Source organism: Levilactobacillus sp. HBUAS70063 (assembly GCF_038374745.1).
Lineage (GTDB): Bacteria > Bacillota > Bacilli > Lactobacillales > Lactobacillaceae > Levilactobacillus.
In genome coordinates this window covers 240,122-265,360 of the sequence record NZ_JBANSM010000003.1, presented here as the reverse complement: position 1 = coordinate 265,360, position 25,239 = coordinate 240,122, and the positions used below count along the sequence as shown (strand labels likewise).

Genomic DNA, 25,239 nt, shown 5'->3' with positions numbered 1-25,239 from the left:
ATAAAATGCTAATATATTACTAGTCAAGTACAAAGGAAGGTCATTTATTTATGGAAAGTTTACAGGAAAAAGCTTATACCACTATTCTCACGCAAATCATTTCACTCGATCTACTTCCAGGTCAACGTGTTTTCGATAAAGATTTTGAAAAGCAATTAGATATGAGTCGTACTCCCGTAAGAGAAGCACTCATGCAACTCACTCGCAATGGTCTTCTACATTCCGTCCCACAGAGCGGAACCTATATCACCAAAATCGACATGCAAAAAGCCCTTGATGCACGATATGCACGTAAAGTATTAGAAGAGTCAATTATTGCTGAACTCTGCGCCAATATAGATCCCGACGACCTCTTTTTACTAATCCAAATAATTAATTCTCAAAAGAGAACTATTCTAAAGATGAACTCAAAAAGGTTTTTCGAACTTGACGAAAAGTTTCATGCAACCATTTATTTGCTTGCTGACAAGACTAATCTATGGAAATGGTTATTAACCTTCAATTATGACTTAAACCGTTTTCGTGCCCTACGTCTGCGCGATAAGGATCTCTCCTTCGACATACTGGTTGAAGAACACATAGCAATTGTACATGCATTAAAAACTGGAGATGCCCAGCAAGCTGTTAAGCTTGTTGGACACCACTTGGACTTAATGTTATCGGAAAAGGATGAGGTACTATCCAAATATCCCGATTATTTTATATCCACTAGATCATAAAGTAATTACACGTTTTAATCATAAATTTCAAAAAGCATTGAGTCTATCAGCACTTTTATATTTACAATATTGAGTAGTATGCAGCTCAAGCATTATAAAAATAAATTAACTTTGCCAACATTGCACCAGTTCTTTTGCGTTCTTTTCAACCTCTGCAAAGTCACCTTCTTTAGCAGGTGCACTTAAAGATCCACCAACACCAACGAGTAATGCGCCTGCGGACTTCCATTCGTTGAGATTTTTACTGTTTATGCCGCCTGACGGCATAATACTGACGTATGGGAAGGGACCATGTATCTCACGAATAGCATCAGGTCCTGCAATACTCCCCGGAAAGAGTTTTACAATATCAACTCCAGCTTCCAATGCTGTTTGAACTTCTGTACTTGTAAAAATTCCAGGAATATACGGGACCTGATATAAGTTGGAAATTTTTGCCACATCAGCATCAAAGGAAGGGCTTACAATAAATTCTGCACCAGCTAAAATTGCGATTCGCGCTGTGTGCGCATCCAGTACAGTTCCCGCTCCAATCACTGTATCAGTACTTCTATACTCACTGCTTAACGATCTGATAACGCTTTCAGCTCCTGGAACAGTAAACGTTAACTCAATTCCTTTCACTCCACCAGCCACAATAGCATGCACTGTTTTTAACGCTTCTTGTGTTGTCTCACTACGAACAACTGCAATAATTCCTGCCTGCTGCATATCTCTCAAGATCTCTAATCTTTTCAAAAAAATCACCCTCATCATTTTTATTCAACTAAAGTATATTAATATATCAGTTTCTTGTCAATGGCTCATTTATATTTCATTGACAAATTGATATATTAATATACAATTGATGTAAGCGCAAACATTTGGGAGTGATTTTATGAAACTTACATCCTTTGGCGAAATCATGCTTCGCCTTCAGCCTAATAACTCCAACCGTATCATCCAATCGACTAACTTTGACGTTCAATATGGTGGCGCAGAATCAAATGTAGCCGTCTCATTGAGCTTATTAGGTGATCAAACATCTTACGTTACAAAATTGCCAGACAATCTATTGGGAAACGCAGCGTTATATCGACTACGTGGTCTAGGTGTTGACACCACACAAATCGTTCGCGGAGGGAACAGACTCGGAATTTATTTCTTTGAAAGTGGAGCAAGCGTGCGAAACACCAATGTTATATACGACCGTAAAAATAGTGCTTTTTCTACCTCGCTGATCACTGATTATGATTGGTCCATAATTTTAAAAGATACAGATTATTTTTACGTCTCAGGTATTACCCCAGCAATATCCACAGAACTTCAGCACATTGTCCTTGAAGCAGTAGCTTATTGTCAAAAAAAAGGAATAATCGTAATTTATGATGCTAACTATCGTGGAAAAATGTGGTCAACTCAGGAAGCACAATCATTTTCAAGAAAAATAATGCCATTTGTTTCAATTTGTTTTGCACATGATGAAGATTTCGAGTCTTCTTTTGGTATACCGGCTTTCAACGGTGATATGACAAACGGAATTAGTCAAAAAGAACAATTTGAAACAGCAATTACTCAACTAACTAAACAGTATCCAAACGTTCAAATATTCGGCTCGGTATTACGTAACATTTACTCAGTAGAATCCAGCGAATGGATGGCTTTGCTTTTTGAAAACAATACTTTTTTTGAGAGTTCCAAGTATAAAATACATGTACTTGAAGGCGTAGCAGCTGGCGATGCATTTTCAGCCGGACTAATGCATGGATTAATCCATCATTATGCGCCTCAACAACAATTGGACTTTGCTATCGCAAATAGTGTAAATAAGTTAACCGTGCACGGCGATTTTAACCTAGCCTCTGAAAAAGAAATAATGTCTCTAATTCATTCAAATTCTTCTACAATGAATAGGTAGTTCATAAACCATAATCTAACCAAGAACAAATTATTCCTCAGAAAAATTCTCAGTGGCAGTCTCTCACAGTCATTTGGAATTATGACTAAAGGTTGAAAGTACGAAAATAGACCTTAGCCCTTGATAAAGCTGTACTGAGGCTAATAAATATAGTCATTTGGCGTCATTGAGCCTTGCCTAATAATCTGACCAGATTATTAGGCAAGGCTTTTATAAATTCATCGAAAACGGTGCTGATAATCTCTTCGTTCATGTCGAACTTCTTACCTATACCAGTTAAGGTTTTCATCAACCAACTCAATGCATTAGCAAATTTTATATCTGGTAAGGGCCGACTATAATCATAGAATAGGTCACCATACGTTCGGTCATCTGAGTTTTCTCGTTGTGCCAATAAAATATCGTAGCCTACTATAACGCCCGCCATGTGACCGCAAAGGCTATCATAGCTTTGAATTTGTGTTCGATCGAATTGTAGGTACTGCTTAGCCACTTTAAAGTAACCTTCAATCTGCCAGCGCCGCGCATACATTTGAATAATCTCTTGCGGATGAAGGCCAATTTTGGTGGTGCCTAGAACTAGATAGTCGTTGGCAGATCCCTTTTCGTGACAAAGACCAATTTGACGGGCATCATCTGACCTGAAACGTCAAACGTAACGATGGGACTATGCAAGTAGCGGCCTTTGGTCGGCCACTTACTGCGGCGAAGTACGTCATACAAGGTTTTGACATCCATCTGGCGACCACGATAGCGAAAGTAAACCTTTTTAGATTTTTTCAACACACCAATACCATACCGACCACGCTTCAGTAATTCAGCGAACATATGAGGAGAGGTGTACCAGCTATCAAACAAGACATAGTGGGCCTTAATCCCAGCGTCTAGTGCTGAGTCCACTAACTCCAGAGCAACATCATTCATTTTTCGTTGGGCTTGGGCACGACGTTGAGCTGCCAAGGAGCGATTATCGAAAGATTTGAAGAGTCCTAGCTGATTTTGTGGTTTGTGAGAAGACAATTAGTGCAAAGTGAACTGGCAAAAAGGTATTACCATCACTCCACCCTAGAGTTAAAGCTCGAAAGCCTTTGAAATAGACTTGCTTATCGTGGTCGAAGACCCGAGATAGTAGTTCGGTTTTCTTCGAAAACTCGCGTTTAAATAAGGAGTCATCAATAATCAGAGCTTGTCGCCTTCTAGCATCGGTAAAGTGTTGTACGTATTGGATAAGATGAACGGCAAGGATAACGACTAACCGTTGCCAATTAGTTCGAGGATCGTTCAAACAATTGCGAACAGTCCGTTTAGAAAATTTAGCAGGTAATGCCCGAAAGATAGAGTACCGCTGAAAAACTGTATCTAAAAGCCATTCCAGCAAAATCAATACCGAAACACCCTTGGTTTTCAGAACATTAGAACGGCGTAAAATGGCTGGTAAGTGGACTAATTTGGAAAAATGCTTAAAAGAATAGTGAAAATCAGTACTTGAATGATGTATATTAGATATGGACATGAATTCTCCTTGTATATTGGTTTTAGACGACTCAATTATACTCGTGGAGCAATCCATGTCTATTTTGTACAGTAAAAGACCGGCGTACCGGGCTTTTACTGTACTTTTTAACTTTCAACCTTTAGATTATGACATGAACCCACGGCTAGATACAAATTTCAATTTTGATAGTTCATATCTTTCATCCTTGGTTCTATAATATTTGGTGTCGATGGAGAAATCCATTGACACTATTTTTGTATAAAAAAGCATACTACCACTACATTGAAGCGAACCGAACCCTTACAATTAGACATAAAAATCACTTTATTTACTGAATGGCGAGTTCTCAAATACCTTCCCATCAACACTGTTGACAAAGAGCGGCTCTTTGTCAACCGGTGTTGATGAGGAGATATTGGGAACTCAAATTCATTTTCGAATTGGGTTCCTTTTCTTCACTCTAATCTTGAATTCAACCTGAATTCGGTAGATAAAATGGGTCCAGTTTTTATAGCCATAGCCCGTCCGCTTAATTTGCTTGATTCTGCGATTGATACCCTCTATTGGACCATTGGACAAGGCGCAACTCATCATATTTTGGATGAATGTTTTCTTTCGAATGAACGTTTTAATCGTTTCTTCGAGTTGAGGACTGACGTTCTCGACGAGTCCTAAAGTCTCTATAAACGCTTTATAATTACGATTTCGAATGGATTCGACTAATCCATGGGCGGAGAAATAGGTATTCTGAAATTCCTCGCTAAGGTCTAATCCTTCCCAGACGACTTGTTCCTGCGTTAAACGGTCTTTTAGGTGTGGGAACCATTGTGTTTTGTCTTTCTCCAAATCTTCGTAACTTTTCAAAAACAAGCGCCAATGATACTTAAAAACACGGTATTGTCTGCTCTTCTTGTTAAATTGTTTTATCAGCTGAACCCTCGTCTGGTTAAGCGATCGCAAAGCCATTTGGACTAAGTGAAAGTTATCCGCGACTATCTTGGCGTTAGGAAAAATCAGTTCAATGACAGACTGGTATTGTGCATTGAAGTCCATCACCACGCGCGTGACCTTTTCTCTGTTTTTTAGCGAATAGTGGGTAAGGAAAAAGTCCTTCATATCCTGGTTACGTCGGCCAGGTAAGATGGTTATAATATCGTGATTTTTAGCGTTGGTGGCGATAAAGCTCATCTGCTTACCAGTGGATCGGAATTCGTCGATACAAAGGCTGGTGGGCAGGCCGTTGTAGGCCGGCCTAGTCTGTTCTCCAAGGCGTTCTAGTTGCCGGCACACGGTATTAGTCGAGACGTTGAATTGAGAGGCAATGCTAGTCATTGTCCGGTCCTCTGATAGGGCGCCAATCATGGCGTGTAGTGTGTTTACTGAAATCTGATGTTGTTTTTCAACTAGAGTTGTTTGGGCAATCTGAGTTTGTCCACAGGATTTACAACGAAAACGTTGCTTCCGCAGAATCAGTAAAGCCGCGTGCTCACTAATATTAGGGATTCGGATGCTTACGGTTTTAAACCCATTTTTGACGATATCATGGCCGTCACAATTCGGACAGACATCGAGATTGTAAGAAAGATTGGCGTAAATTCGTAAAGCATCTTTAGATGTATCGTCAACTCTGAAATCAGTAACATTTTCATCTTTAATTTGAAGTAAAAATCTAGTAGACTGGTCTTGGGCCATATCATTCTTCTCGCTTTCAATTGGTTTTCGTCGACTTGATTGTAGCACAGAGGTGGTATGCCTCTTTTTTATATAAAAATGGTGTCGATGGATTTCTCCATCAACACCAAATATCATAGAACCCAAAGAACCAATATCATAAAACCGGATACACCATATCCATTTCCATCAAGAATCAAAAAAACCGCCCCTACACCAACAGGCGCAAAGACGGTTACCGTAGAAAATATTCGATTGGGCTAGCTGGGTTCGAACCAGCGCATCACGGGATCAAAACCCGTTGCCTTACCACTTGGCTATAGCCCAATAAGTTGGATAGTTACTGACCCCAACAGAGAATAATTTTATCATCTACCCCTAGGTGATTGCAACCCTTTTTTTAAATATTTTGCAATCGCTGGGATAAATAGTTGACGGCCGCCGGCTATAACCGCTACGATAAACATAACTCATTCTATGAACAGTAATTACTAGATCGAATTGCCTAAATTAAAATTAATAACTAAATTATTAATAATAAAGAAGTGAATCCTAATGTCCAACCATATTACCATTAAAGATGTCGCCAAACAGGCGGGAGTCTCAGAAGCCACCGTTTCACGGGCACTCAACGACAGCCCGCAAGTCAAGCCCGATACGCGCCAAAAAATTCAAGAGATCGCGCGTAATCTGGGATATCGGCCCAACGGCCTGGCGCGGAGCATTCGCGTCCAAAAGAGCCACACGTTAGGCATGATCATCCCCGATATCCTCAACGGCTTCTTCACCCAACTCAGCCGGGCCATCGAAGACGCCGCCAGCCAAGCCGGCTATGACGTGCTCATCGTCAACACGGATGAGCACCTCCAAAAAGAAGCGAAGGCCATCAACCTGATGCTTGAAAAGCAGGTCGACGGCTTAATTATCACCAGTGCTGGCGCCTCCACGGACTACCCGAAGATGCTCGGTGCCACCCCAGCCGTCTTCGTTGACCGTATGCCGCCAGCCGCCGTGGTCTCACAGTACGATCGGGTACTGGTGGACAACGTTCAGGGCACACAGGACATCATCAATTGCCTGATTGGCCGCGGCGCCCAGCGCATTGGTATCATCAACAGCGCGGTCTCAACCACCGCTACGGAACGGCTACGCGGGTATCATCAAGCATTAGCCGCCGCTCACCTAACCCCGGACCCCGCAATCGAAGCCACCGCCCGGACCGATGGTAGCAACGTCCCTCAGATGGCCCGGCAATTATTGGTTAATCAGAAATGCGATGCGCTGTTTGCGGCCGACAATACCATCATGACGGGCGTTCTGCGCAAACTGCCCGACCTAGATCTAACGAATTTTCAGTTGGGGGCCTTCGACGATAACGACTGGTTCGACTTTCTCCCGCAACCCATCGTGACCGCCAAACAGCCCATTGCCGAGCTGGGAAAAATTTCCGTGGAGCGCTTGTTGGCCCGTGTGACTGACGACCAACTGCCCACGCAAGAATTTCGACTAGCCGCCACCATCATTCCTCGCCCCGTCGACACGCGTCATCCCTAAATCGGGCATTTCATTAAGCGGCCAATAAAAATTCCTCGCCATCACTGACGAGGAATTTTTTAAGCTAAGATCTGCTAAATTTCAATGGTCTCGTGGTCCGATTTCAGGATACTCGGAAACCGAATCCCTCTATCGGCTACTTGCCGACATCCACTTGTTGGTGATGTAGCTTAGGAAAGACTAACCGGTCGGCGATACCCGTAATCCCACCTTGGGCGAGAAAGGCGAAGACTGTGCCCAGGCCGAAGTTCACGAACGAATGGGTGATGAGCAAGGCGACAATGGCCACCAGGGTCGGCGGAATATACGACGCCCACATGGCCTTAGCCGCGTCTCCCTTGAAGTAACGGAAGCGGAGAATCTGCATGAGATCATCGGCTGGATGGAGCACCAGGTTTACCCGCTGATAAATGGAGATGGCCGTGCCAATCAACGCAACGCCCAGAAAGTTCAGCGCCACGTAGAGCGTAACCATCCCGGCACCGTGCGCCTCGGGGAGTCCCGCAAACATCGCGTATTTTCCATTGAAAAAGTCGGCAAAGACTTGAATCAACGCGGAGAACGGTACCATAAACGCCATGTTTCCCGCAACGCGTTTCCAATCCCAATGGTGAATCAGCACGGCGTTCAGGACCGATGTCAAAAATCCTAAAATCAGAAACGCCCAAAACAGATTCCAATGGAAGGCCGCACCGAAGTTGGCCTCGGCCGCCGACCAGTACGCTGCCCCCAGAAAGGACGGGTGAATCTTAGCGCTCGTCACGAGAGTCAAGACGTTTCCAACCGAATTGACGACGATTGATAATGCAAAGAATCCGAGCGATTGGGACATTGACAGCGTACGACCATCCGTTAACGCCGCCCGCTGATCGTCACCATTCAAATGACCGACTGCTTCAACTCTCATGTTTTTCTGCCTCACTTTTTACTAGTTGCCAACCTTGACGACCGCCTTGCTGACGCCCTTAACCTTGCCGTTAAGCACGTCTTCAACTTGTTCCAAACCGACTTCATGGCTAATCAGGGAATCAACGTCCAACTCGCCGCTAGCCAACAGCGCAATGGCATCCTCGAAGGCGTACGGGTTGATGAAGGCCCCTTGAATCTTCAATTGTTTTTGGTAGACCTCGTAGGTGTTCATGGAGAAGGTCTGATTAGGCTTCCCCACACCAAACATCAAGACCTGCGCGCCCTTCTTCGTGGCTTCCACGGCTTGTTCCTGGGTTTCGGGCAACCCAACGGCTTCGATGACCACATCATAGTCCGCTGGAATGCTGTCCCGCTTGGTGTTGTACGTATTTGTCACGCCGAATTTTTCCTTGTTGAAGGCTAATTTCTCATCAATAATCCCGGCAAAATCCACTTGGTGAACGCCATAGGCTTGAAGTAATTGAACGAACAATTGACCCATGAACCCATCGCCAATGACCAACGCCTTTTGATAGGGCTTAACGTCGATCAGGCTCATGCCGTGAACTGCGCAAGAGATGGGTTCCGCGGTGGCCGCGTCTTTTAAGGAAACGCTTTCAGGAATCGGGTAAACAACGGAAGCCGGGGCCGTGAAGGCTTCTTCCAAACCCCCGTCACGGGTGACCCCGACGGCCGACAAGTGATCGCAGAGTTCTGGCCGATCCGTCCGGCAATACTGGCATTGGCCACAGTAAATATTCGGATCGACGGTGACCCGGTCGCCGACTTTAACGTTGGTGACATCTTGCCCAACGGCCGCCACAATCCCGGAGTTCTCATGCCCCAGAACAATCGGTGGCACGGCGTTAGCGGATCCCGGTAGACCAGCATACAGAGCCCGATCCGTACCACAGATGCCGGCATAGGCCGTGTTGACCAAGACCTCATTGGGCTTAACCTCTGGCCGCTTGACATCCTTGATTTCCATCTGTTTGGTTCCCGTTAAAACTAAGGCTTTCATAAATGAGCTCTTCCTTTCTATTTTTTATATTCATTCAACGCGAGGGCAAAGTCCCCGAGGGTAGCCGACCCGTTATTCTTCACGGTTGGCATCACCAGGTAATCTTCCAACTTGCCGACAGCCACGTAATGATTCAGCAGCTTATCAAACTCGGCGCGAACCTTGACTAGGAAGGCCTCACTCACCACGCCGCCACCAAAGACAATCTTATCTGGCCGCAACATCAGCGTTTCCTGCAGGGCCGCCTGGGCCACGTAGTACGCCATAATATCCCAGACGTGATCCGTCAAAGGCACGTCTTTACCGGGCTTTCCGAGTCGCGCCTCAAACGTGGGGCCACTGACCAAGCCCTCCAAGCAATCGCCGTGAAACGGACAGATGCCCGGAAAATTCAGATCATCCGGATGCCGTTTCAACCGCACGTGCCCCATTTCGGGGTGACCGCGGCTCCCGAGAAAATGGCCATCGATAATCGCCCCGGCGCCGACGCCCGTGCCAATCGTAAAGTAAACCAACGAGTTGATCTTTTCATTGAAGAGCGTCGACATGACGTATTCGCCGTAAGCCGACCCATTGACATCGGACGTCCAGTACATCGGCACGTCCAGGTCTTGTTTGAGCCGCCCCACGAAATCCGTGTTCGCCCAGCCCTTTTTCGGCGTATCCGTAATGTAACCGTACTTCGGCGAATTATGCCGCAGTTCGATGGGGCCAAACGATGAAATCGCAATGGCTTTCACATCCGGAAACTTCTTGAAATAAGCGATGGTTTTACTTAACGTTTCTTCCGGGGTCGTGGTTGGAATGCGCACCTTGTCTTGAACCCGATAATCTTCATTACCAATGGCACAGACGAATTTTGTTCCCCCAGCTTCGATACTTCCGAGTTGCATGATTACTGCCTCCAAATCCCATCACGGGTTGTCATAACCTAGGGTTAATAATTGCTGTGAATGACTAGCTGGTTCACCTTTAAAGCGCTTTCAGTATACCATCGAAATCGCCCCCTTAACGGTCCTCTCCGCCACGACTTTTTTCAGAAAACGGTCATTAGCCGCGTGACAGTCAAAATGTAATCGATTGTATTTTTCGGGTGTAAATCGGTGATTCTTTTCAGTCTGCCGATTTGACGAAAAGCTTAGGTGGAGCTTCCAAACATTGGCCACTTGGTGTAAGCGCTTACCACACACTTCTAATCACCTCCCAGTTAGTCAACGGCCAGCGCGAGCACAGTTGCCACCCCAAAAAAAGACGCCGCGTTCTGCCAACGCGGCGTCTCCATCTCATGCAATTCTCTTTACTCTCTAGCCTAAATTAAGCCAAGATTTGGCAAAATTCAATCGTTTCGTGGTTGGGGCCTAAAATGTTGAAGAACCGAATCCCCTTAGCCCAGAACGTGGGAATGGATTGAATCTCATCGTTAACCAGATCTAATCCCTGTTGCTTAGCCGCAGCGAAGGCCTGATCAATATCCGTGGTATTCAACGAAATATGATTGATGGCCCCGGCTTCCGGATTAGTTGGGTCGCCCTCCCAGGTTTCAATCGTCAAGTTTCCTAGCCGCATAAAGGCACAGCGATTGTCACCGTTAGGGAATAACCCGGCTTGTTCAAAGCCAATCGACTTGTAAAACGCAATCGTCTTATCTAAATCGCGAGAAGGAATCCCGACGTGTTGAATTCCCGTAATAAAATCTTGAACTGCCATAATTTCATTTACTCCTTTTGACTTGTCCAGCTTATTTACCGACATCGACGGCTTGGTGCTTTAACTTAGGGAAGATCGTTTTGTCCGCGATTCCCGTGATACCACCTTGGGCCACGAAGGCAAAGATCGTTCCCAACCCAAAGTTAGTAAACGTCCGGGTAATCACGATGGCGATAATCGCCATAATGGTTGGCGGAATGTATGAAGCCCACATGGCTTTGGCCGCGTTCCCCTTAAAGTAGCGGAACCGGAGAATCTGCATCAAGTCATCGGCCGGATGCAAGACCAAGTTGACCCGCTGATAGATTGAAATCGCCGTGGCAATAAAGGCCACCCCTAAGAAGTTCAGCGCCACGTAGAGAATCACCATCCCCGTACTGTGCGCTTCCGGCAAGCCAGCAAAGAGCGCCGGATATTTGCCATCAAAGAAGTCCTCGAAGACCTGAATCAACGCGGAGAACGGCACCATGAAGACCATGTTCCCGGCAATCCGCTTCCAGTCCCAATGATGGATTAGAATGGCGTTTAGAACCGCCGTCAGGAATCCCATGATAAGGAACGCCCAGAAGAGGTTCCAGTGAAATGCGGTCCCCAAATTGGCTTCGGCCGCTGACCAATAGGCCGCCCCCAGAAAGGACGGGTGAATCTTCGCGCTGGTCACCAGCGTCAACACATTGCCGGCGGAGTTAATCACCAGCGACAAGGCGAAGTAGGCAATCGACTTCGACATCGAAATGGTTCGGCCACTTTCAAGTTCCACGGACGGCGCCCCCTCGTTAACAGTTTCTGCTTCAACTTTCACAATAATCCCTTACCTTTACTTAGCTTCTACTTAGTCACTAACTTTAACAACGGCCTTGCTGACGCCTGCGACCTTGCCGTTCAAGACATCTTCGACTTGTTCTAGGCTGACTTCATGGCTGATGAGTGATTCAACATCCAATTGGCCGCTAGCTAACAAAGCGATAGCGTCTTCGAAGGCGTACGGGTTGATGAAGGCTCCTTGAATCTTCAATTGCTTTTGGTAAACTTCATACGTGTTCATGGAGAAAGTTTGGTCCGGCTTGCCGACCCCAAACATCAGGACTTGAGCGCCCTTCTTAGTCGCTTCAACGGCTTGTTCTTGGGTTTGAGGTAACCCAACGGCTTCGATGACCACATCGTAGTCGGCAGGAATGCTTTCACGCTTGGTGTTGAAGGTGTTGGTAACGCCAAACTTTTCCTTGTTGAAGGCCAACTTCTTATCGTTTAAACCGGCAAAATCCACTTGGTGAACGCCGTAAGCTTGCAATAATTGAACGAAGATCTGCCCCATGAAGCCATCACCGATGACCAAAGCCTTTTGGTAGGGCGTCAAATCCAATAATTTAACCCCGTGGACGGCGCAGGAGATGGGTTCGGTCGTGGCAGCGGCCTTCAAAGAAACGCTATCTGGCAAAGGATAAACCACGGAAGCCGGTGCGGTGAAGGCGTGTTCCAAACCACCGTCACGCGTTACCCCAACGGCGGACAGGTTGTCACAGAGTTCTGGGCGGTCAGTCCGGCAGTATTCGCATTCGCCACAGTAGATGTTCGGGTCAACGGTTACCCGATCGCCAACCTTGACGTTGGTGACTTCGCTACCAATGGCAGCAACGATTCCGGAGTTTTCATGCCCTAAAACGATGGGTGGCACAGCATCGGCAGAACCTGGGAGGCCAGCGTAAAGGGCCCGGTCAGTCCCACAAATTCCGGCGTAGGCCGTGTTCACTAACACTTCGTTTGGCTTGACCTCCGGCGTAGGTAAATCTTGGATCTCCATCTTCTTGGTTCCCGTTAGGACTAAAGCTTTCATAAGTTAAATTTCTCCCTCTCTTATTTGTTGTATTCTTTCAGCGCCAAGGCGAAGTCGCCCAGCGTGGCTGATCCATTCTCTTTGACGGACGGCATAACGATGTAGTTTTCAACGTTACCCACGTCCACGTAACCATTTAATAGTTTGGTAAATTCGGCGCGCACCTTCACCAGGAAGGCCTCGCTGACCACGCCACCGCCGAAGACAATCTTGTCGGGCCGTAGCATTAGCGTTTCTTGCAGGGCTGCCTGAGCCACGTAATAGGCCATGATGTCCCAGACGTGGTCAGTCAACGGCACTTCATGGCCGTGTTTTCCCAGCCGAGCCTCAAACGTTGGCCCACTGACCAGGCCCTCCAGACAATCGCCGTGGAATGGGCAGATGCCCTTGAAGTCCAGGTCATCCGGATGGCGTTTCAACCGCACGTGCCCCATTTCGGGGTGGCCCATCGTCCCAACAAACTTACCGTCAACGATGGCGCCGGCCCCAACGCCCGTACCGATCGTGAAGTAGACCAGTGACTGAATCTTTTCGTTGAACAACGTGGAAACCACGTATTCGCCGTAAGCCGATCCATTCACATCCGTGGTCCACGCCATGGGCACGTCTAAATCCTGTTTCAACCGCCCCAGAAAGTCCGTGTTAGACCAGTGAGGCTTCGGCGTATCCGTAACGTACCCGTATTTTGGGGCGTTGCGTCGTAATTCAATCGGGCCAAAGGATGAAATCCCAATTGCCTTTAAATCTGGATACTGTTTAAAGTACGCAATACATTGACTTAACGTTTCTTCCGGGGTGGTAGTCGGAATGATAACCCGGTTATCCGTGCGATAGTCTTCGTTACCGATTGCACAAACAAACTTGGTTCCACCCGCTTCAATACTTCCGAGTTGCATAGTCGCGACCTCCATCTGTGGCCGCGGAGCCGTGATCCGCGACACTTAATTACTGAACGATGAATGACCAGTCCAGTCATTTTTAAATCGGTTTCAGTATAGCATCGCAATTACCGAGTTTAAGGACTTTTTTGCCCCGAAAGTTTTCAGAAAAGTCGCCAAAATCAAGATATATCAGAAATGCAATCGATTCCGTTTTTTAGTGAAAAAGGTCACTTACGGTCCCAAAAACGGGTTGCGTGAAACCTTTTACCTGTCGTTTTCAATCCCGACAGTTGCCTCACCAAGCAATCCGTGCTAGACTAGCGCTATTGAATTAATCGCATATTTTGTTCTCTAGGGTTCCGCCGGTCCGCCGGGTCTGGTCCGAGAGGGAACCTACGGGATTATCCGTAGACACGGAAGGGAAAAAGCCTGGGAGATGTTGTCATCACGACAACATTTCTCAGGCTTTTTTTGGGACTACAGGAGGTAGATTTTGATGGTTAAACACTGGTTACGCGTGGTTTACGGCGCATTCTTCGAAGTCGGTTGGGTCGTGGGCTTCAAGCACGCCGCCACACTTGGGGAATGGGGGCTCACCGCCCTTGCCGTTTATCTGAGTTTTTATTTCTTAATCAAGGCCGGCGAAGTCCTGCCAGCCGGGACAGCGTACGCCGTGTTCGTGGGGCTGGGAACGCTGGGCACCACGATCGTCGGCATCTTGGCCTTTGGCGAACCCGTTAGTCTCGCCAAGGTGGCCCTGATTGGCCTGTTACTCATCGGCATTGGCGGCCTACAGACCGTCACCACTAAGGAGGGCAACTAATATGGCTTGGATCTTTCTCATCATCGCAGGACTCTGCGAAATGCTGGGCGTCACCTTCATGAACTGGGCAATTCACCGGAGAACCTGGCCGTTGTGGGCCGCCATGATCCTGGGCTACGGGCTGAGCTTTGGCTTCCTGGACCTGGCCCTACAAACCTTGCCGATGGGGACCGCCTATGCCGTTTGGACCGGGATCGGTGCCGCGGGCGGCGTCATCACGGGCATGCTCTTCTTCGGCGAATCTAAGAACTGGCGGAAACTACTCTGGGTCGCCGTCATTCTCGTGGCCGTCATGGGCCTGAAGCTCATCAGCTAAGGGCAAGACCAGATTGTACCAGGTCTCGCCGGCGTGCGTAGAGTCGGAGACACCCTCGTTGACGTAGCCGTTGCGCTCGTAGAAGGGCACCAGACGTTGTAGGCAGGTGAGGGTCAGGGCCTGACGGTGCTGGGCACGTGCCACCTGAGCTAGCGCGGTCAAGAGTCGACTGGCAATCCCCGCGCCTTGATGTGCCGGGCTCACGGCCAAACTCAGAACCGTCTGGTAGGCATCCCCCGCTGCGTTTGGCCTGACCGCTTCGAACAAGCCATCGGTTAGGTAGCGTTGATCAAACGCCGGCCCCACGATATAGCCCACCACGGTTGCCCCCTGCTTGGCCACCAAAAAGGTATCGGCAATCTGCCGAATCCGCTCGGCCATGCTGGCGCGGGTCGCCGCTTCCGCTGGTGAAAAGCCGGCATTCTCAATGGTCATAATCTGGTCTAAATCTTGTGGTTCGGCGGGTTTAATGGTTAGGGTCACGATTAAAACTTCCTCTCAGTTTGGATTTGCTTTCAGTATAGCCCTAAGCGGCCGGCATCTTAAGCGAATTCTTTGAAATTTTCACACTAAAGCGGCGCCACCACGCCAATCCGAAACGATTGATGTGGTGACGCCGCTATTTTTAGCCAGCTTCCAATCCGCTAGCTAACCTTCACTAAAGAAATCAATTTACCATTCACGCTGACGCCGTAGGTTGGGATGGGCCCACTGATAACACGTACATCCAGGTTATCCGCGGTGAGGTCAATTTCCAAGACGCTCTCAGCAATCTTCATCCGATAAGTCAACCGGGTTAATTCGGTCGGCAGATGGTTGGCAAAATGGACCACTTCATCTTGAACGTAGAAGCCCGAGAACCCAGCAACCAGCGCTAACCAGCTACCGCCCAGGTTCGCTAGATGCAGGCCATCCGCCGTGTTCTTTTGCAAATTAACCAGATCCATCCGGGCCGTATCCATGAAGTAACGGTAGGCCTTTTCCGGGTCGTTCATCCGCGCCGCCAAGATGCTGAAGATTGACCGGGACAGCGAGGAGTCGTGGGTCGTCACGCCTTCATAGTAGTTGTACTCCCGCTTCAGCTGATCCAGCGGCATATCCTCTGGGAACAGATAGTCGGCCAGTAAGGTATCAGCCTGCTTGGCCACTTGATAGCGGTAAATGGTCAGCGGATGGTAGTGCAACAGTAATGGAAAGTTTTCCGGGGTTGATTTTTCCGCCGGCCAGCGCGGCTTATCCAGAAAACTATCGTCCTGCTCGTTAATCCCGAGTTCCCGACTGTACGGCAGGTAAACGTGATCAGCCAGGTTCTGGTAAACGTCGAGGTCGGATTCACTGAGGCCAAACTTGGCCAGTAACTGTGGCGACCGCTTCATCATTTGATGAGCCAATTCAACGACCAATTCGAAGTTGTGCTTGGCCAAACGGTTGGTGTAGTAATTGTTGTTGACTAAGGCCGTATACTCGTCGGGGCCAGTTACCGTGTGGAATTCAAAGCGGCAGTCATTCCCAACCTGCCGCCAGGAACCGAAGTTTTCCCAGAAGCGCGCCGTCTCCAGGACCATCTCAAAGCCACATTGGATGATGAAGTCCAGGTCCCGGGTAATCTCGAAATATTTCCCCACGGCGTAGGCGATATCGGCGTCGATGTGGTACTGGGCCGTCCCAGCTGGGAAGTAGGCCGAGGCCTCTTCACCATTAATGGTCCGCCAAGCAAACAGCGCGCCCTGATCCACCCCCAGTGCCCGGGCCCGTTCTCTGGCTTGCGGCAGGATTTGATAGCGGTAGAGCAGTAACTGCCGGGCCATCTGTTGATTGGTATAGGTGAAGTACGGCAACATATACATTTCCGTATCCCAGAAGTAGTGGCCCTCGTAGCCGGAACCGCTGAGTCCCTTGGCCGAAATGTTCGTTCGGCCATCGCGACCGGCCGCCTGGTTCAGCTGGAAAATATTGTAGTGAATCGCCAAGTCCAGCTCATCATTACCGCCCACGCTGACCTCACTGCGGTCCCACACGCCTTGCCAGAACTCACTGCTGTCCACCGTCAACGCCGACAGCGAACTGGCCATGAACATCGCGGCCGGGTCAATCGTGTTCTGCTGGCCCACCTCGCCCACGTAGGCCTCATAGGTCAACGTATGCGGTTGCTCATCGCTCAGGTCCACCGGCTGTTGCAACAACTGCCCGTGGGCCACCAGGATCCCCAGATACAGGGTCACCGCCTGCTTGGTAATCCGCGTCTTCACGTGGTAGCGCTGTAGGTCTTGGGCGATAAAGGCCGTCTCACAGATGGGCAGGCCCGCCATCCGGGTCTTACGCGGATCGGCCGACGGAATGGCTTCGGCTTCGGCCGGCACCGCAATCGACTTGCTGACCAGCAGGCCACCGGCATAGTTGCCCGCGGTGAAGGTGTAGCCAATGCCCCACAGGCTGGTCTGGCTCTGCCCCATCACGGATTCGACATCCATCGTAATCGTTTCACCTTGATCGGTCTTAATCTGATACCGTTCCGTTAGGGTACCGGTACCCAGGTCCAAATCGACCGCCGTGCGTTCGCTGTGGGTAAACTGATGGCCACTGCTCGTGGAAACGTGGACGTGCCGCAAGTCTGGTAAATTCAAGATGGTCTGATGCCGCTGGGCGTAGCCGATGCCGGCTTCACCATACGTAATGGGGGCGGTTTCATAAAACCCGTTAATCAAGGTTCCCGTAATGGGATTACCGCTGATGGGGTCGTTAGCGCGAACGCCAAAGTGCCCGTTTCCCAGCGAAAAGACCGTTTCCAAATATTCTGGTTGTTGATCCGAAACATCGTTTAACGTCAAATGATAGTCGCGTAAAGTCGCAATAATCTCCCCCAATTAAGTTAAAACCTTAGATTAATTTTGCCGCCGAACGTAACGCATCTTGGACCGCCGGCACGTTACCGGTAAAGTTCAGGAAGGCGTGGCTAATCCCGCCGTAGCGGATGTAGTTCGCATCCCCGTTGGCCCGGCCGACTTGATCGATGAACGCCTCACCCTGCAGCCGGAACGGATCGTACTCACCCACTAGCAGCGTGGTCTTCTTAAAGATTTGCGGATCGGCCAGCAGCGGTGACAGGAGCGGCGCCGTCAAATCTACCGGTTGGTCGGCCACGTAGTAACCACTCATAATTTCATCCAGTTGCTCGAACAGCTGGTAGCTTCTGTGTAAAGCATCGCGCTGTTCGTCAACAATGTCAATCTGATCATCGTCCCACAGGGAGCCGCCTAGGTCCGAGCCCTGAATCACGGTCGGATAGAACAGCAGATGCGAGTCAATCGTGCAAATGCCCATGGCCTGGCAGAGCTGACTGACGCCCAGCGCAATCGAGCCGCCGGCGGAGTCCCCGCCAACCGAAATGTGGTGGTAGTCCTTGGTCATAGCGGCGACCACGGCCAACCCATCCAGAATCCCCGCTGGATAAGGCTGCTCGGGGGCCAACGCGTAATCCACGTTGTAGACCACGCAGTTGGCTTGCTCCGCCACGTATTTCAGGGCCAGCAAGACATCCTCGGGCGTCCCGCCGTAGTAGGCGCCGCCGTGGAAATAAATCAGGGCCTTGTCCGCGGTCAGATGGTCCATCCGGGCAATCCGGATGACCCGCACCCGCCGATTCATCGCCACAATCTGCTGCATCTCAATCTTCATGTCAACGGTCGTCAGGTCCTTTTGCCCGGACGTTTCGGTCCCCTGACGGAGGCTAAAGAGGTCCGTTGGCAGTTGGGGATCTTCTTCGATCTCGGCCACCGTTTCCCAAACTAACGGCTCGTAGGTGTGAGCCGGGTCGCGTTCCTTAATCCACTTTGTGACCCCGTCGACGACTTCGGTTGGATCCATCTTCGCTAAACGTTTAAGCTCGTCCGCATACCCCAAGGACTGCTTCGTTGTCGTATCATTCAACATAATCCATTACCCCTCTCGTGGAAATCATTGTTGCCGCCAAAAGCGTTTAAGATCCCATAGGTCATCTAGCCAACGCAATTGTCGGTCGAACCAGCCCGCCACATCCGGTCGGATAAAACGTTCCCCAAAGGCCGGATCTGCCGGAGCAAAGCTCACTGGAAATGCCGTCACGGCTCGGGCTAGACTCAGTCCGTGGGGGCCGTGCGGGTAAATTATCATTTCGGTTGAAACCCGTTGTTGCTGCAAAGCCTGGGCATACCGCCGCGTGTTCTCCGCGGCAATCAGTTCATCATCGGCGGTGGTCCAGATAAAGGTCGGTGGATTCTGCGGGGTGACCAGCCGATCCGCCTCATGCTCGCGCCAATTCCCGGTAATGGTTTGGCATTCCGTCTGGGTGGCTGGCCAACCCAACCGCAATCCGATGACCGGATACCCCAGCGTCAGGGCACTCACTGCCAGACACATCGGCGGTAAATTCAAGTCGTGGGCCAGGCTGGGCCACAAGTCGGCGTACAGGGCAGCAACGTGGCCGCCCGCGGAGAACCCGACCAGCAAAATGTGTTCGGCACTAATTCCGTACGCCAGCGCGTGTTGGCGGAATTCGCGAACCACACCGGCTAATTGATACAGGGCCGTGGGTAACACCGGTGGCTGGTCGCGCAGCCGATAAGCGACCTGGGCCACCGCAAACCCCTGGGCCAAGTACTGGAGGGCCATGATTTCACCCTCCCGATCCGAATAAAACGCGTAGCCCCCTCCCGGCAAGAGAATCACCAACGGCCGCCGCTGCGACGGAAAGTCGGCGATGGCGGCCGGTTGGTAAAGCGTGACGTGAACGGGATAGGCCGACAACCCGCAGGTAAATTTAGATACCTTCATCGTCTAATTTATCGGCTTTCTCGACTTTTTTTTCGGCAGACCCCTTAGCCACCTTGGCCGACGTGATCTCGTCTTCGTCCAGTTGATAGAAGACGTAGAGAATGCCAACAATCAGTAAGGCCAAGATAATCGGTAACCAGACAAAGCTCGTGCTGATGGCCGTGACCGCCTTGGCCCCCTGAATCTTAGCGGAGGCTTGGAAGCCACCCCAGGAGAGTAACCAGCCGGAGACTAAGCCCCCGAAGCCCATGCCTAACTTCGCCCCAACCATAGGGACGGAAGAAAGAATACCGGGTTCATCAATATGCAGTTCGGACCGTGAGTATTCAACGGTATCGGCAATCATGACGAAGGAAATGGAGAAGGCCGCCCCCATGGCAACCAGTGCCACGATGTTTCCGATAAAGAGCATTGGAATATTCTTGACGGCCATGATGACTTCACCAATCCCAAACGTGACTAACGACAGAATCATCACGTTCCGATGCTTCATGAACTTGCTGAGCAACGGTACGGAAAGGTTCCCGGCAACGGCGACGATGACCAAGCCGTTGAACGCCCCCACCAAGTCGGCCCGCCGGAACACGTAAGTCAGGTAGTAAACGGCGGTCTGCATCCGGATAACCCAGAAAGTTTGTAGCAGGATAAAGCTAACACTCAGGGCGACCCATGGCTTGTTCTTAACGGCCCCCTTCAGAGATTCCTTGACAGATAAATGGCCCTTGATTTCCGGCGCATTTTCCACGTCGTCAACGATATCATCCTTTTCACGCAGGTTGGCAAATGAACTCAGGAACAACGCGATAATCGCCAGACCAATGAAGAAGCCCCAAATCATCCAGCCCTTTTCGGCATTCTTACCACCCAACTTAGCAACCATCGGCAGTGAAACCGCCCCGATGACCGCCGTCCCGATATTGGTCATGACCATCCGGGCACTGGCTAAGTTTGTCCGTTCGTCCGGGTCCTTGGTCAAGCTAGGCAGGATCGCCGTGATTGGCGTGTTGGCCCCAGAATAAACTAAACTGAATAGCGTGTAAACAATGGAAATCCAAGCGAGTTGAAAGGCTTTGTTGCCCCCAAATGATGGATTGAAGAACAGTAACATGGTCAAAATCCCTAATGGAATCCCGAACCATAAGAAGTATGGCCGCGCCTTCCCGTATTTAGAATGCGTGTGGTCAATCAGGAAACCATAGACCACGCCATCAAAAGCATCAATAATCCGAACTACGAAGAACAAAGTCCCCACAAACGCCGGTGAAATGCCTACAACCGTGGTGTAGTAGAACAACAGGTAGAGCCCGACGATTTGCCAAATCAGGTTACCAGCCATGTCAGTTGCACCGTAGAAGAATCGCTGTTTCCATAATTGCATTTTACTCATGATGAACCCCTCCCCCAATGAAATTTTACCGTCTTTCTTGTAACCGCTTACATGTATAGCATACCGGTTTCTGTCCGCCCAGTTAATCCCCCTTTTTGGCTTCCAACTTACCTTTTCTAACCACCTTGTCCACAAATCAAAATTTGTTGGACAAAATTGACAAACCAACCTCGTTACTGCCCCAATCATAACCGATACTGATGGGATTCACTCATTAGGGGACTTTATTAGTTTTCCATGCTAACTCACTCATAAAGTCCAGTTGCAGGTTGAAAGATAACGCTCAACTAAAGCTATAGTCATCGTGCAATTCATGACGTTAATCTTAGTTGTTTACAGTTTCGTAGTGGAGATTGATCACCTTACCGTTCGCCAAATTGGGGTTGGATCGCGGTGGGCGGAATCCCTGGCAGGCGCAGGCTCCTAGTTTCACTAATTTTAGTGGCCAAAACACCGTTGCTACGGGCATCAGCGCGTTAAATCTACGTTCACTCTTTAGATTTTAGCTTAAAGGCGCTATCCCAACGGTTAAGGATAGCGCCTTCATCTTAATTTAATCATGTTACCAGCAGTTCTGCCTGCTGTAGCCTGAAGCCTTTAGATTAAACGCTATTGACCACCTACGGCCACCAAGATCCCGGCACTGTCACGGCTACATCCGCCTTTGACGACATCCGGTTACGACGGATGAAGACCACAAGACTGATCTGCACGACCATTGCCAGAAAGCGGATTCATTCAATCGTAGGCCCCACGTAGCCGTGAGTGAGTCAAATTTGGCCTCAGCCGTGGGATTTTCCCAAGTGTTCTGCTTGGGAAAATGGCGACTTTGAGACGTGGGGCGTCGGCTCAAAGCGAGGAAAAAGACCGGGCTCTGGCTTTTTCCGTCCTACCCACAGCGTTCCAGGCCAAATTTGGCGAACGGTAAGGCGACCAGCCCCAATAAATCAAAATCGCCAAAACCATCATTTCTCAGAGTGATTAAGCCGGCGAATACTGCTACGCTCGACGACCTTAATGGGTGTAATCTTTTGGGTAGTTGATCCTTCATTAACTAACTGTTGAACACCCGCCACACCCATTTCATAGAAGTTCTGGGACACACTCGACAGGGCCGGCTGAACCAATTCACAGATGGCCGTGCCGTCAATGGCTAAGATTGAAAGGTCGTCCGGCACTCGGCGGCCCAAGCTTCTGGCCTGATTCAGCACGCCCACGGCCGCCATGTCGCTGGCCCCGATGATGGCCGTCAAGTCGGTCTGGGCGCCGTACGACCGCATGGCCGCCTGCCCCGCGGCATAACTGTAGTCGCCCAGCTGAATCCAGTCGGCGTGTGGTGTCATCCCCGCCTCCTGCAGGGCTTGACGGTAACCCGCCACTCGTTGTCGGCCGGTGTGAAAGTCACGGTCGACTCCGGCCAGACCAATCCGCCGATGCCCGCATTTTAGCAACGTCCGCGTGGCTTGATACCCTACCTGCCAATCATCCGAAGTGACGTACGGCACCCGGACATCGTCGAAGGAAATGGAGAGAAAGCAAAATGGAATCTTCGCCGCTTGTAATAGGGGCAGATTCTCCGGCGCCAGGTCCACTGACAAGAGCAGAATCGCACGGACCGGCCGTTCAATCACCGTGGTGAGGGCCCGCCGCTGTTGCTCGGGGTCCCCATCACCGGCGTACAGGATGATCACGTTTAAATCGCGGCGGTGGGCTTCCGCCTGAATGCCCTCAATAATCGGGCTGGCAAAATTCGTCTTCGTTGAATTGACAATCGCCGCGATGACCTTGCTCTGCCGCGTCACCAGCTCGGCCGCCGCCGTATTCTTTCGATATCCCAATTGTGCTGCGGCCGCCCGCACCTTCGCCCCGGTCTCTTCGCTGAAGAATGCCGTCTTATGCGCAAGGACCCGCGAGACCGTGCCGGGCGACACACCGGCCAATTTCGCAATATCTTTAATCGTTGCCGCCATCCGGATACCCTCCTTTCACCGCTTAACGGTTTCCCTTTCATTCTACCGTTAACCGTCTGAAATAACAAAGCGAACTCTGGCGGAATTTATTAAGTTTACACAAACGTTTGCTGTTCCTATTTAAAGACATTGCGAACGTTTGTGTAAAGTGTTAGTATTTGTTAATGAAAGCGGTTACTTGAACAATCAACGCCTGCGCGGGCGCCGCTCAAGTAACCCGAAACTCACGTGTACCCTAAAATCTGGGAGGTTATCTTTATGTCAACACAATGGTGGAAAAATGCGGTCGTTTATCAGGTCTATCCCCGAAGTTTTCAGGACAGCAACAACGATGGTGTCGGGGACTTAGCCGGTCTGACGCAACGGCTCCCTTATATTAAACAACTCGGCGCCGATGTGATCTGGCTCAACCCGATCTACAAGTCACCCGATAAAGATAACGGCTACGATATCAGTGATTATCGGAATATCCAACCCGTCTACGGCACCATGGCCGAATTCGACCACATGCTGGCTAGCGCTCACCAACAGGGGCTGAAACTCCTGATGGACCTGGTCGTTAACCACACCTCGGACCAACACGATTGGTTCCAGCAGAGTCGCCAATCCCGCGACAATCCTTACGCCGATTACTACATTTGGCGAGACCCGGTAGACGGCCACGAACCTAACAACTGGGGCTCCTACTTTAGTGGCTCCGCGTGGACCTTTGAGCCCAAGCGGCAACAATACTACCTGCACCTCTTCGCCCCCGGTCAACCCGATCTCAATTGGGAAAATCCGCAGGTTCGCCAAGAGGTCTACAGCCTCATGAAATTCTGGCTGGATAAGGGCGTCGACGGTTTCCGCATGGACGTCATCAACCTGATTTCGAAGCCAGCTGGTCTCCCCGACGGTCCTAAGGCCCCAGGCGCCCTGTACGGCAACGTTGAACCACTGGTTGCCGATGGACCTAAGCTTAACGATTACCTCAAGGAAATGAATGAACAAGTTCTCTCCCACTACGACATCATGACCGTGGGTGAAATGCCAAGCTCGACGCCGGAGGACGCCCTGAACTATACCGGTTTTGACGCCCACGAGCTCAACATGGTCTTCCAATTCCAGCACGTTTCGCTGACGCCTAACCCCGACGAACGCCTGGGCAAGTGGAACGATGTGCCGGTGAAACTAACGGACCTCAAGGCCTCGCTCTCGCAATGGCAGACGGCTTTGGATGGCCGTGGGTGGAACAGTCTCTACTGGAACAACCACGACCAGCCCCGCGTTGTCTCCCGTTTTGGCAACGATTCGCCACAGTACCGCGAATTGTCTGCCAAGATGCTGGCCACCACCCTGCACATGATGCAGGGAACGCCCTACATTTACGAGGGTGAAGAATTGGGCGAAACCAACGTTCACTACACCCAACTCGACCAGTACGAGGATTTGGAAAGTATCAACGCTTACCACCAACTCGTGGAACAGGAGAAAATCGTCGACGGGCCAAAAATGCTGAAGTACCTGTCCCACATTTCACGAGACAATGCGCGGACGCCAATGCAGTGGGATAATTCAACCAATGCCGGCTTCTCACAGGCCAAGCCGTGGTTCGCCCTAAATCCCAACTACACCACGATTAACGCGGCGGCCGAAATTGGCCAACCAGACTCGGTCTTCAGCTATTATCAACGGCTAATCGCATTGCGGCACAACAGCGATCTCATCGTTCACGGGTCCTACGAGGCGCTCGATCCCGATGACGACCAAGTCTTCGCCTACCGCCGGCACTATCAGGGACAGACGCTGCTGGTCATCAGTAACTTCACCGACCAGACCGTCACCCGCGACTACCAGCAAGCCAACGCGGACGAACAGCTAATCGGCAACTACACCGATGACCTGGGCACCACGCTACGGCCATACGAAACCAAGGTTTATCGCTTCAAGTAAACTAAAAATACATCTTAAGGTTGAAAGATAGAGATTGACTAAGACTATGGTCATCGCATTAATATTAGTTGTTTGCAATTTCGTAGCGGAAAGCGGTCGCCTTACCGTTCGCCAAATATGGGTTGGATCGCGGTGGGCGGACCGGACCGAGCCTGAGAGGCGGTCTCGGCCTCGCTTTGAGCCGAAAGATCACGTCTCAAAGACGCCAGTTCCCTAAGCGGCGGTGAACCGTGCCACTAAGGGAACTCCCACGGCTGAACCCATATTTGGCTCACTCACGGCTACGAGAGTGCTGGCCAGCAACCAACGGCTTA

At 50.0% G+C, this 25,239-nt stretch carries 24 protein-coding genes, 1 tRNA gene and 1 riboswitch; of the genes, 6 read left to right on the top strand and 19 right to left on the bottom strand.

Annotated features, from left to right (window positions below):
* The first annotated feature begins 50 nt into the window (after window positions 1–50).
* Window positions 51–719, top strand: a complete 669-nt coding sequence (locus V8I28_RS06160) for a GntR family transcriptional regulator (RefSeq protein ID WP_341779246.1) — start codon at window positions 51–53, stop codon at window positions 717–719.
* A gap of 105 nt (window positions 720–824) precedes the next feature.
* Here the strand turns inward: V8I28_RS06160 and V8I28_RS06155 are convergent, their stop codons facing one another.
* Window positions 825–1,457 carry a bifunctional 2-keto-4-hydroxyglutarate aldolase/2-keto-3-deoxy-6-phosphogluconate aldolase gene (locus V8I28_RS06155; protein WP_341779245.1) on the bottom strand — a complete coding sequence of 211 codons (633 nt, stop codon included), beginning with the start codon at window positions 1,455–1,457 and terminating at the stop codon, window positions 825–827.
* 139 nt (window positions 1,458–1,596) lie between these two features.
* On the opposite strand from V8I28_RS06155, the gene V8I28_RS06150 reads away from it, so the two are divergent.
* Window positions 1,597–2,616: a sugar kinase gene (locus V8I28_RS06150; protein ID WP_341779244.1), complete on the top strand. Its 1,020-nt coding sequence runs from the start codon at window positions 1,597–1,599 to the stop codon at window positions 2,614–2,616.
* A gap of 163 nt (window positions 2,617–2,779) precedes the next feature.
* Here V8I28_RS06150 and V8I28_RS13125 read toward each other — a convergent pair whose 3' ends face one another.
* From V8I28_RS13125 to V8I28_RS06135, 5 genes are all read right to left on the bottom strand, one after another.
* Window positions 2,780–3,178, bottom strand: a complete 399-nt coding sequence (locus V8I28_RS13125; protein ID WP_445928192.1) for a transposase — start codon at window positions 3,176–3,178, stop codon at window positions 2,780–2,782.
* A 17-nt stretch (window positions 3,179–3,195) separates the two neighbouring features.
* Window positions 3,196–3,540, bottom strand: a complete 345-nt coding sequence (locus tag V8I28_RS13120; protein WP_445928188.1) for a transposase — start codon at window positions 3,538–3,540, stop codon at window positions 3,196–3,198.
* 43 nt (window positions 3,541–3,583) lie between these two features.
* Window positions 3,584–4,129, bottom strand: coding sequence for a transposase (locus tag V8I28_RS13115; protein WP_445928187.1), 546 nt, complete (start codon window positions 4,127–4,129; stop codon window positions 3,584–3,586).
* Between the two features lie 411 nt (window positions 4,130–4,540).
* On the bottom strand, window positions 4,541–5,803 hold the full coding sequence (locus V8I28_RS06140) for an ISL3 family transposase (RefSeq protein ID WP_341779380.1): 1,263 nt from the start codon (window positions 5,801–5,803) through the stop codon (window positions 4,541–4,543).
* A gap of 234 nt (window positions 5,804–6,037) precedes the next feature.
* A tRNA-Gln gene (locus tag V8I28_RS06135) sits at window positions 6,038–6,109 on the bottom strand.
* A 228-nt stretch (window positions 6,110–6,337) separates the two neighbouring features.
* Here V8I28_RS06135 and V8I28_RS06130 point away from each other — a divergent pair.
* Window positions 6,338–7,336: a LacI family DNA-binding transcriptional regulator gene (locus V8I28_RS06130; RefSeq protein ID WP_341779243.1), complete on the top strand. Its 999-nt coding sequence runs from the start codon at window positions 6,338–6,340 to the stop codon at window positions 7,334–7,336.
* 136 nt (window positions 7,337–7,472) lie between these two features.
* Here the strand turns inward: V8I28_RS06130 and V8I28_RS06125 are convergent, their stop codons facing one another.
* From V8I28_RS06125 to scrK (V8I28_RS06095), 7 genes are all read right to left on the bottom strand, one after another.
* Window positions 7,473–8,168, bottom strand: a complete 696-nt coding sequence (locus V8I28_RS06125) for a fructose permease (RefSeq protein ID WP_341779379.1) — start codon at window positions 8,166–8,168, stop codon at window positions 7,473–7,475.
* Between the two features lie 96 nt (window positions 8,169–8,264).
* Entirely contained in the window at window positions 8,265–9,266 is a 1,002-nt protein-coding gene (locus tag V8I28_RS06120) for a zinc-dependent alcohol dehydrogenase family protein (protein ID WP_341779242.1), read from the bottom strand.
* A gap of 17 nt (window positions 9,267–9,283) precedes the next feature.
* The gene (scrK, locus tag V8I28_RS06115) at window positions 9,284–10,159 is read right to left on the bottom strand and encodes a fructokinase ScrK (RefSeq protein WP_341779241.1); all 876 of its coding nucleotides are present in this window, start codon (window positions 10,157–10,159) and stop codon (window positions 9,284–9,286) included.
* A gap of 421 nt (window positions 10,160–10,580) precedes the next feature.
* Entirely contained in the window at window positions 10,581–10,973 is a 393-nt protein-coding gene (locus V8I28_RS06110) for a VOC family protein (RefSeq protein WP_341779240.1), read from the bottom strand.
* A gap of 31 nt (window positions 10,974–11,004) precedes the next feature.
* Window positions 11,005–11,703, bottom strand: coding sequence for a fructose permease (locus V8I28_RS06105; RefSeq protein ID WP_341779378.1), 699 nt, complete (start codon window positions 11,701–11,703; stop codon window positions 11,005–11,007).
* Between the two features lie 102 nt (window positions 11,704–11,805).
* A complete protein-coding gene (locus tag V8I28_RS06100) occupies window positions 11,806–12,807 on the bottom strand; it encodes a zinc-dependent alcohol dehydrogenase family protein (protein ID WP_341779239.1) in 1,002 nt (333 codons plus the stop codon).
* A gap of 20 nt (window positions 12,808–12,827) precedes the next feature.
* A complete protein-coding gene (gene scrK, locus V8I28_RS06095) occupies window positions 12,828–13,703 on the bottom strand; it encodes a fructokinase ScrK (RefSeq protein WP_341779238.1) in 876 nt (291 codons plus the stop codon).
* A 325-nt stretch (window positions 13,704–14,028) separates the two neighbouring features.
* Window positions 14,029–14,126, top strand: a riboswitch (guanidine-I (ykkC/yxkD leader).
* Window positions 14,127–14,184: 58 nt separating this feature from the next.
* On the opposite strand from scrK (V8I28_RS06095), the gene V8I28_RS06090 reads away from it, so the two are divergent.
* Complete coding sequence (locus tag V8I28_RS06090; protein ID WP_341779237.1) at window positions 14,185–14,511, top strand: DMT family transporter; 327 nt, start codon at window positions 14,185–14,187, stop codon at window positions 14,509–14,511.
* A gap of 1 nt (window position 14,512) precedes the next feature.
* Entirely contained in the window at window positions 14,513–14,827 is a 315-nt protein-coding gene (locus tag V8I28_RS06085; RefSeq protein ID WP_341779236.1) for a DMT family transporter, read from the top strand.
* Here the strand turns inward: V8I28_RS06085 and V8I28_RS06080 are convergent.
* The 6 genes from V8I28_RS06080 to V8I28_RS06055 form a co-directional block, all read right to left on the bottom strand.
* A complete protein-coding gene (locus V8I28_RS06080; RefSeq protein WP_445928186.1) occupies window positions 14,771–15,310 on the bottom strand; it encodes a GNAT family N-acetyltransferase in 540 nt (179 codons plus the stop codon). The two genes, V8I28_RS06085 and V8I28_RS06080, sit on opposite strands and share 57 nt — an antisense overlap.
* A gap of 161 nt (window positions 15,311–15,471) precedes the next feature.
* Entirely contained in the window at window positions 15,472–17,691 is a 2,220-nt protein-coding gene (locus V8I28_RS06075) for a glycoside hydrolase family 65 protein (RefSeq protein ID WP_341779235.1), read from the bottom strand.
* Between the two features lie 13 nt (window positions 17,692–17,704).
* On the bottom strand, window positions 17,705–18,757 hold the full coding sequence (locus tag V8I28_RS06070) for an alpha/beta hydrolase fold domain-containing protein (protein ID WP_341779234.1): 1,053 nt from the start codon (window positions 18,755–18,757) through the stop codon (window positions 17,705–17,707).
* A gap of 24 nt (window positions 18,758–18,781) precedes the next feature.
* The gene (locus V8I28_RS06065; protein WP_341779233.1) at window positions 18,782–19,636 is read right to left on the bottom strand and encodes an alpha/beta hydrolase; all 855 of its coding nucleotides are present in this window, start codon (window positions 19,634–19,636) and stop codon (window positions 18,782–18,784) included.
* The gene (locus V8I28_RS06060) at window positions 19,623–21,023 is read right to left on the bottom strand and encodes an MFS transporter (RefSeq protein WP_341779232.1); all 1,401 of its coding nucleotides are present in this window, start codon (window positions 21,021–21,023) and stop codon (window positions 19,623–19,625) included. Before V8I28_RS06060 ends, V8I28_RS06065 begins: the two co-directional genes overlap by 14 nt.
* A gap of 965 nt (window positions 21,024–21,988) precedes the next feature.
* Window positions 21,989–22,993 carry a LacI family DNA-binding transcriptional regulator gene (locus tag V8I28_RS06055; RefSeq protein WP_341779231.1) on the bottom strand — a complete coding sequence of 335 codons (1,005 nt, stop codon included), beginning with the start codon at window positions 22,991–22,993 and terminating at the stop codon, window positions 21,989–21,991.
* A 258-nt stretch (window positions 22,994–23,251) separates the two neighbouring features.
* Here V8I28_RS06055 and V8I28_RS06050 point away from each other — a divergent pair, with 258 nt between their 5' ends.
* Window positions 23,252–24,925, top strand: a complete 1,674-nt coding sequence (locus tag V8I28_RS06050; protein ID WP_341779230.1) for a glycoside hydrolase family 13 protein — start codon at window positions 23,252–23,254, stop codon at window positions 24,923–24,925.
* The last annotated feature ends 314 nt before the right edge of the window (window positions 24,926–25,239 follow it).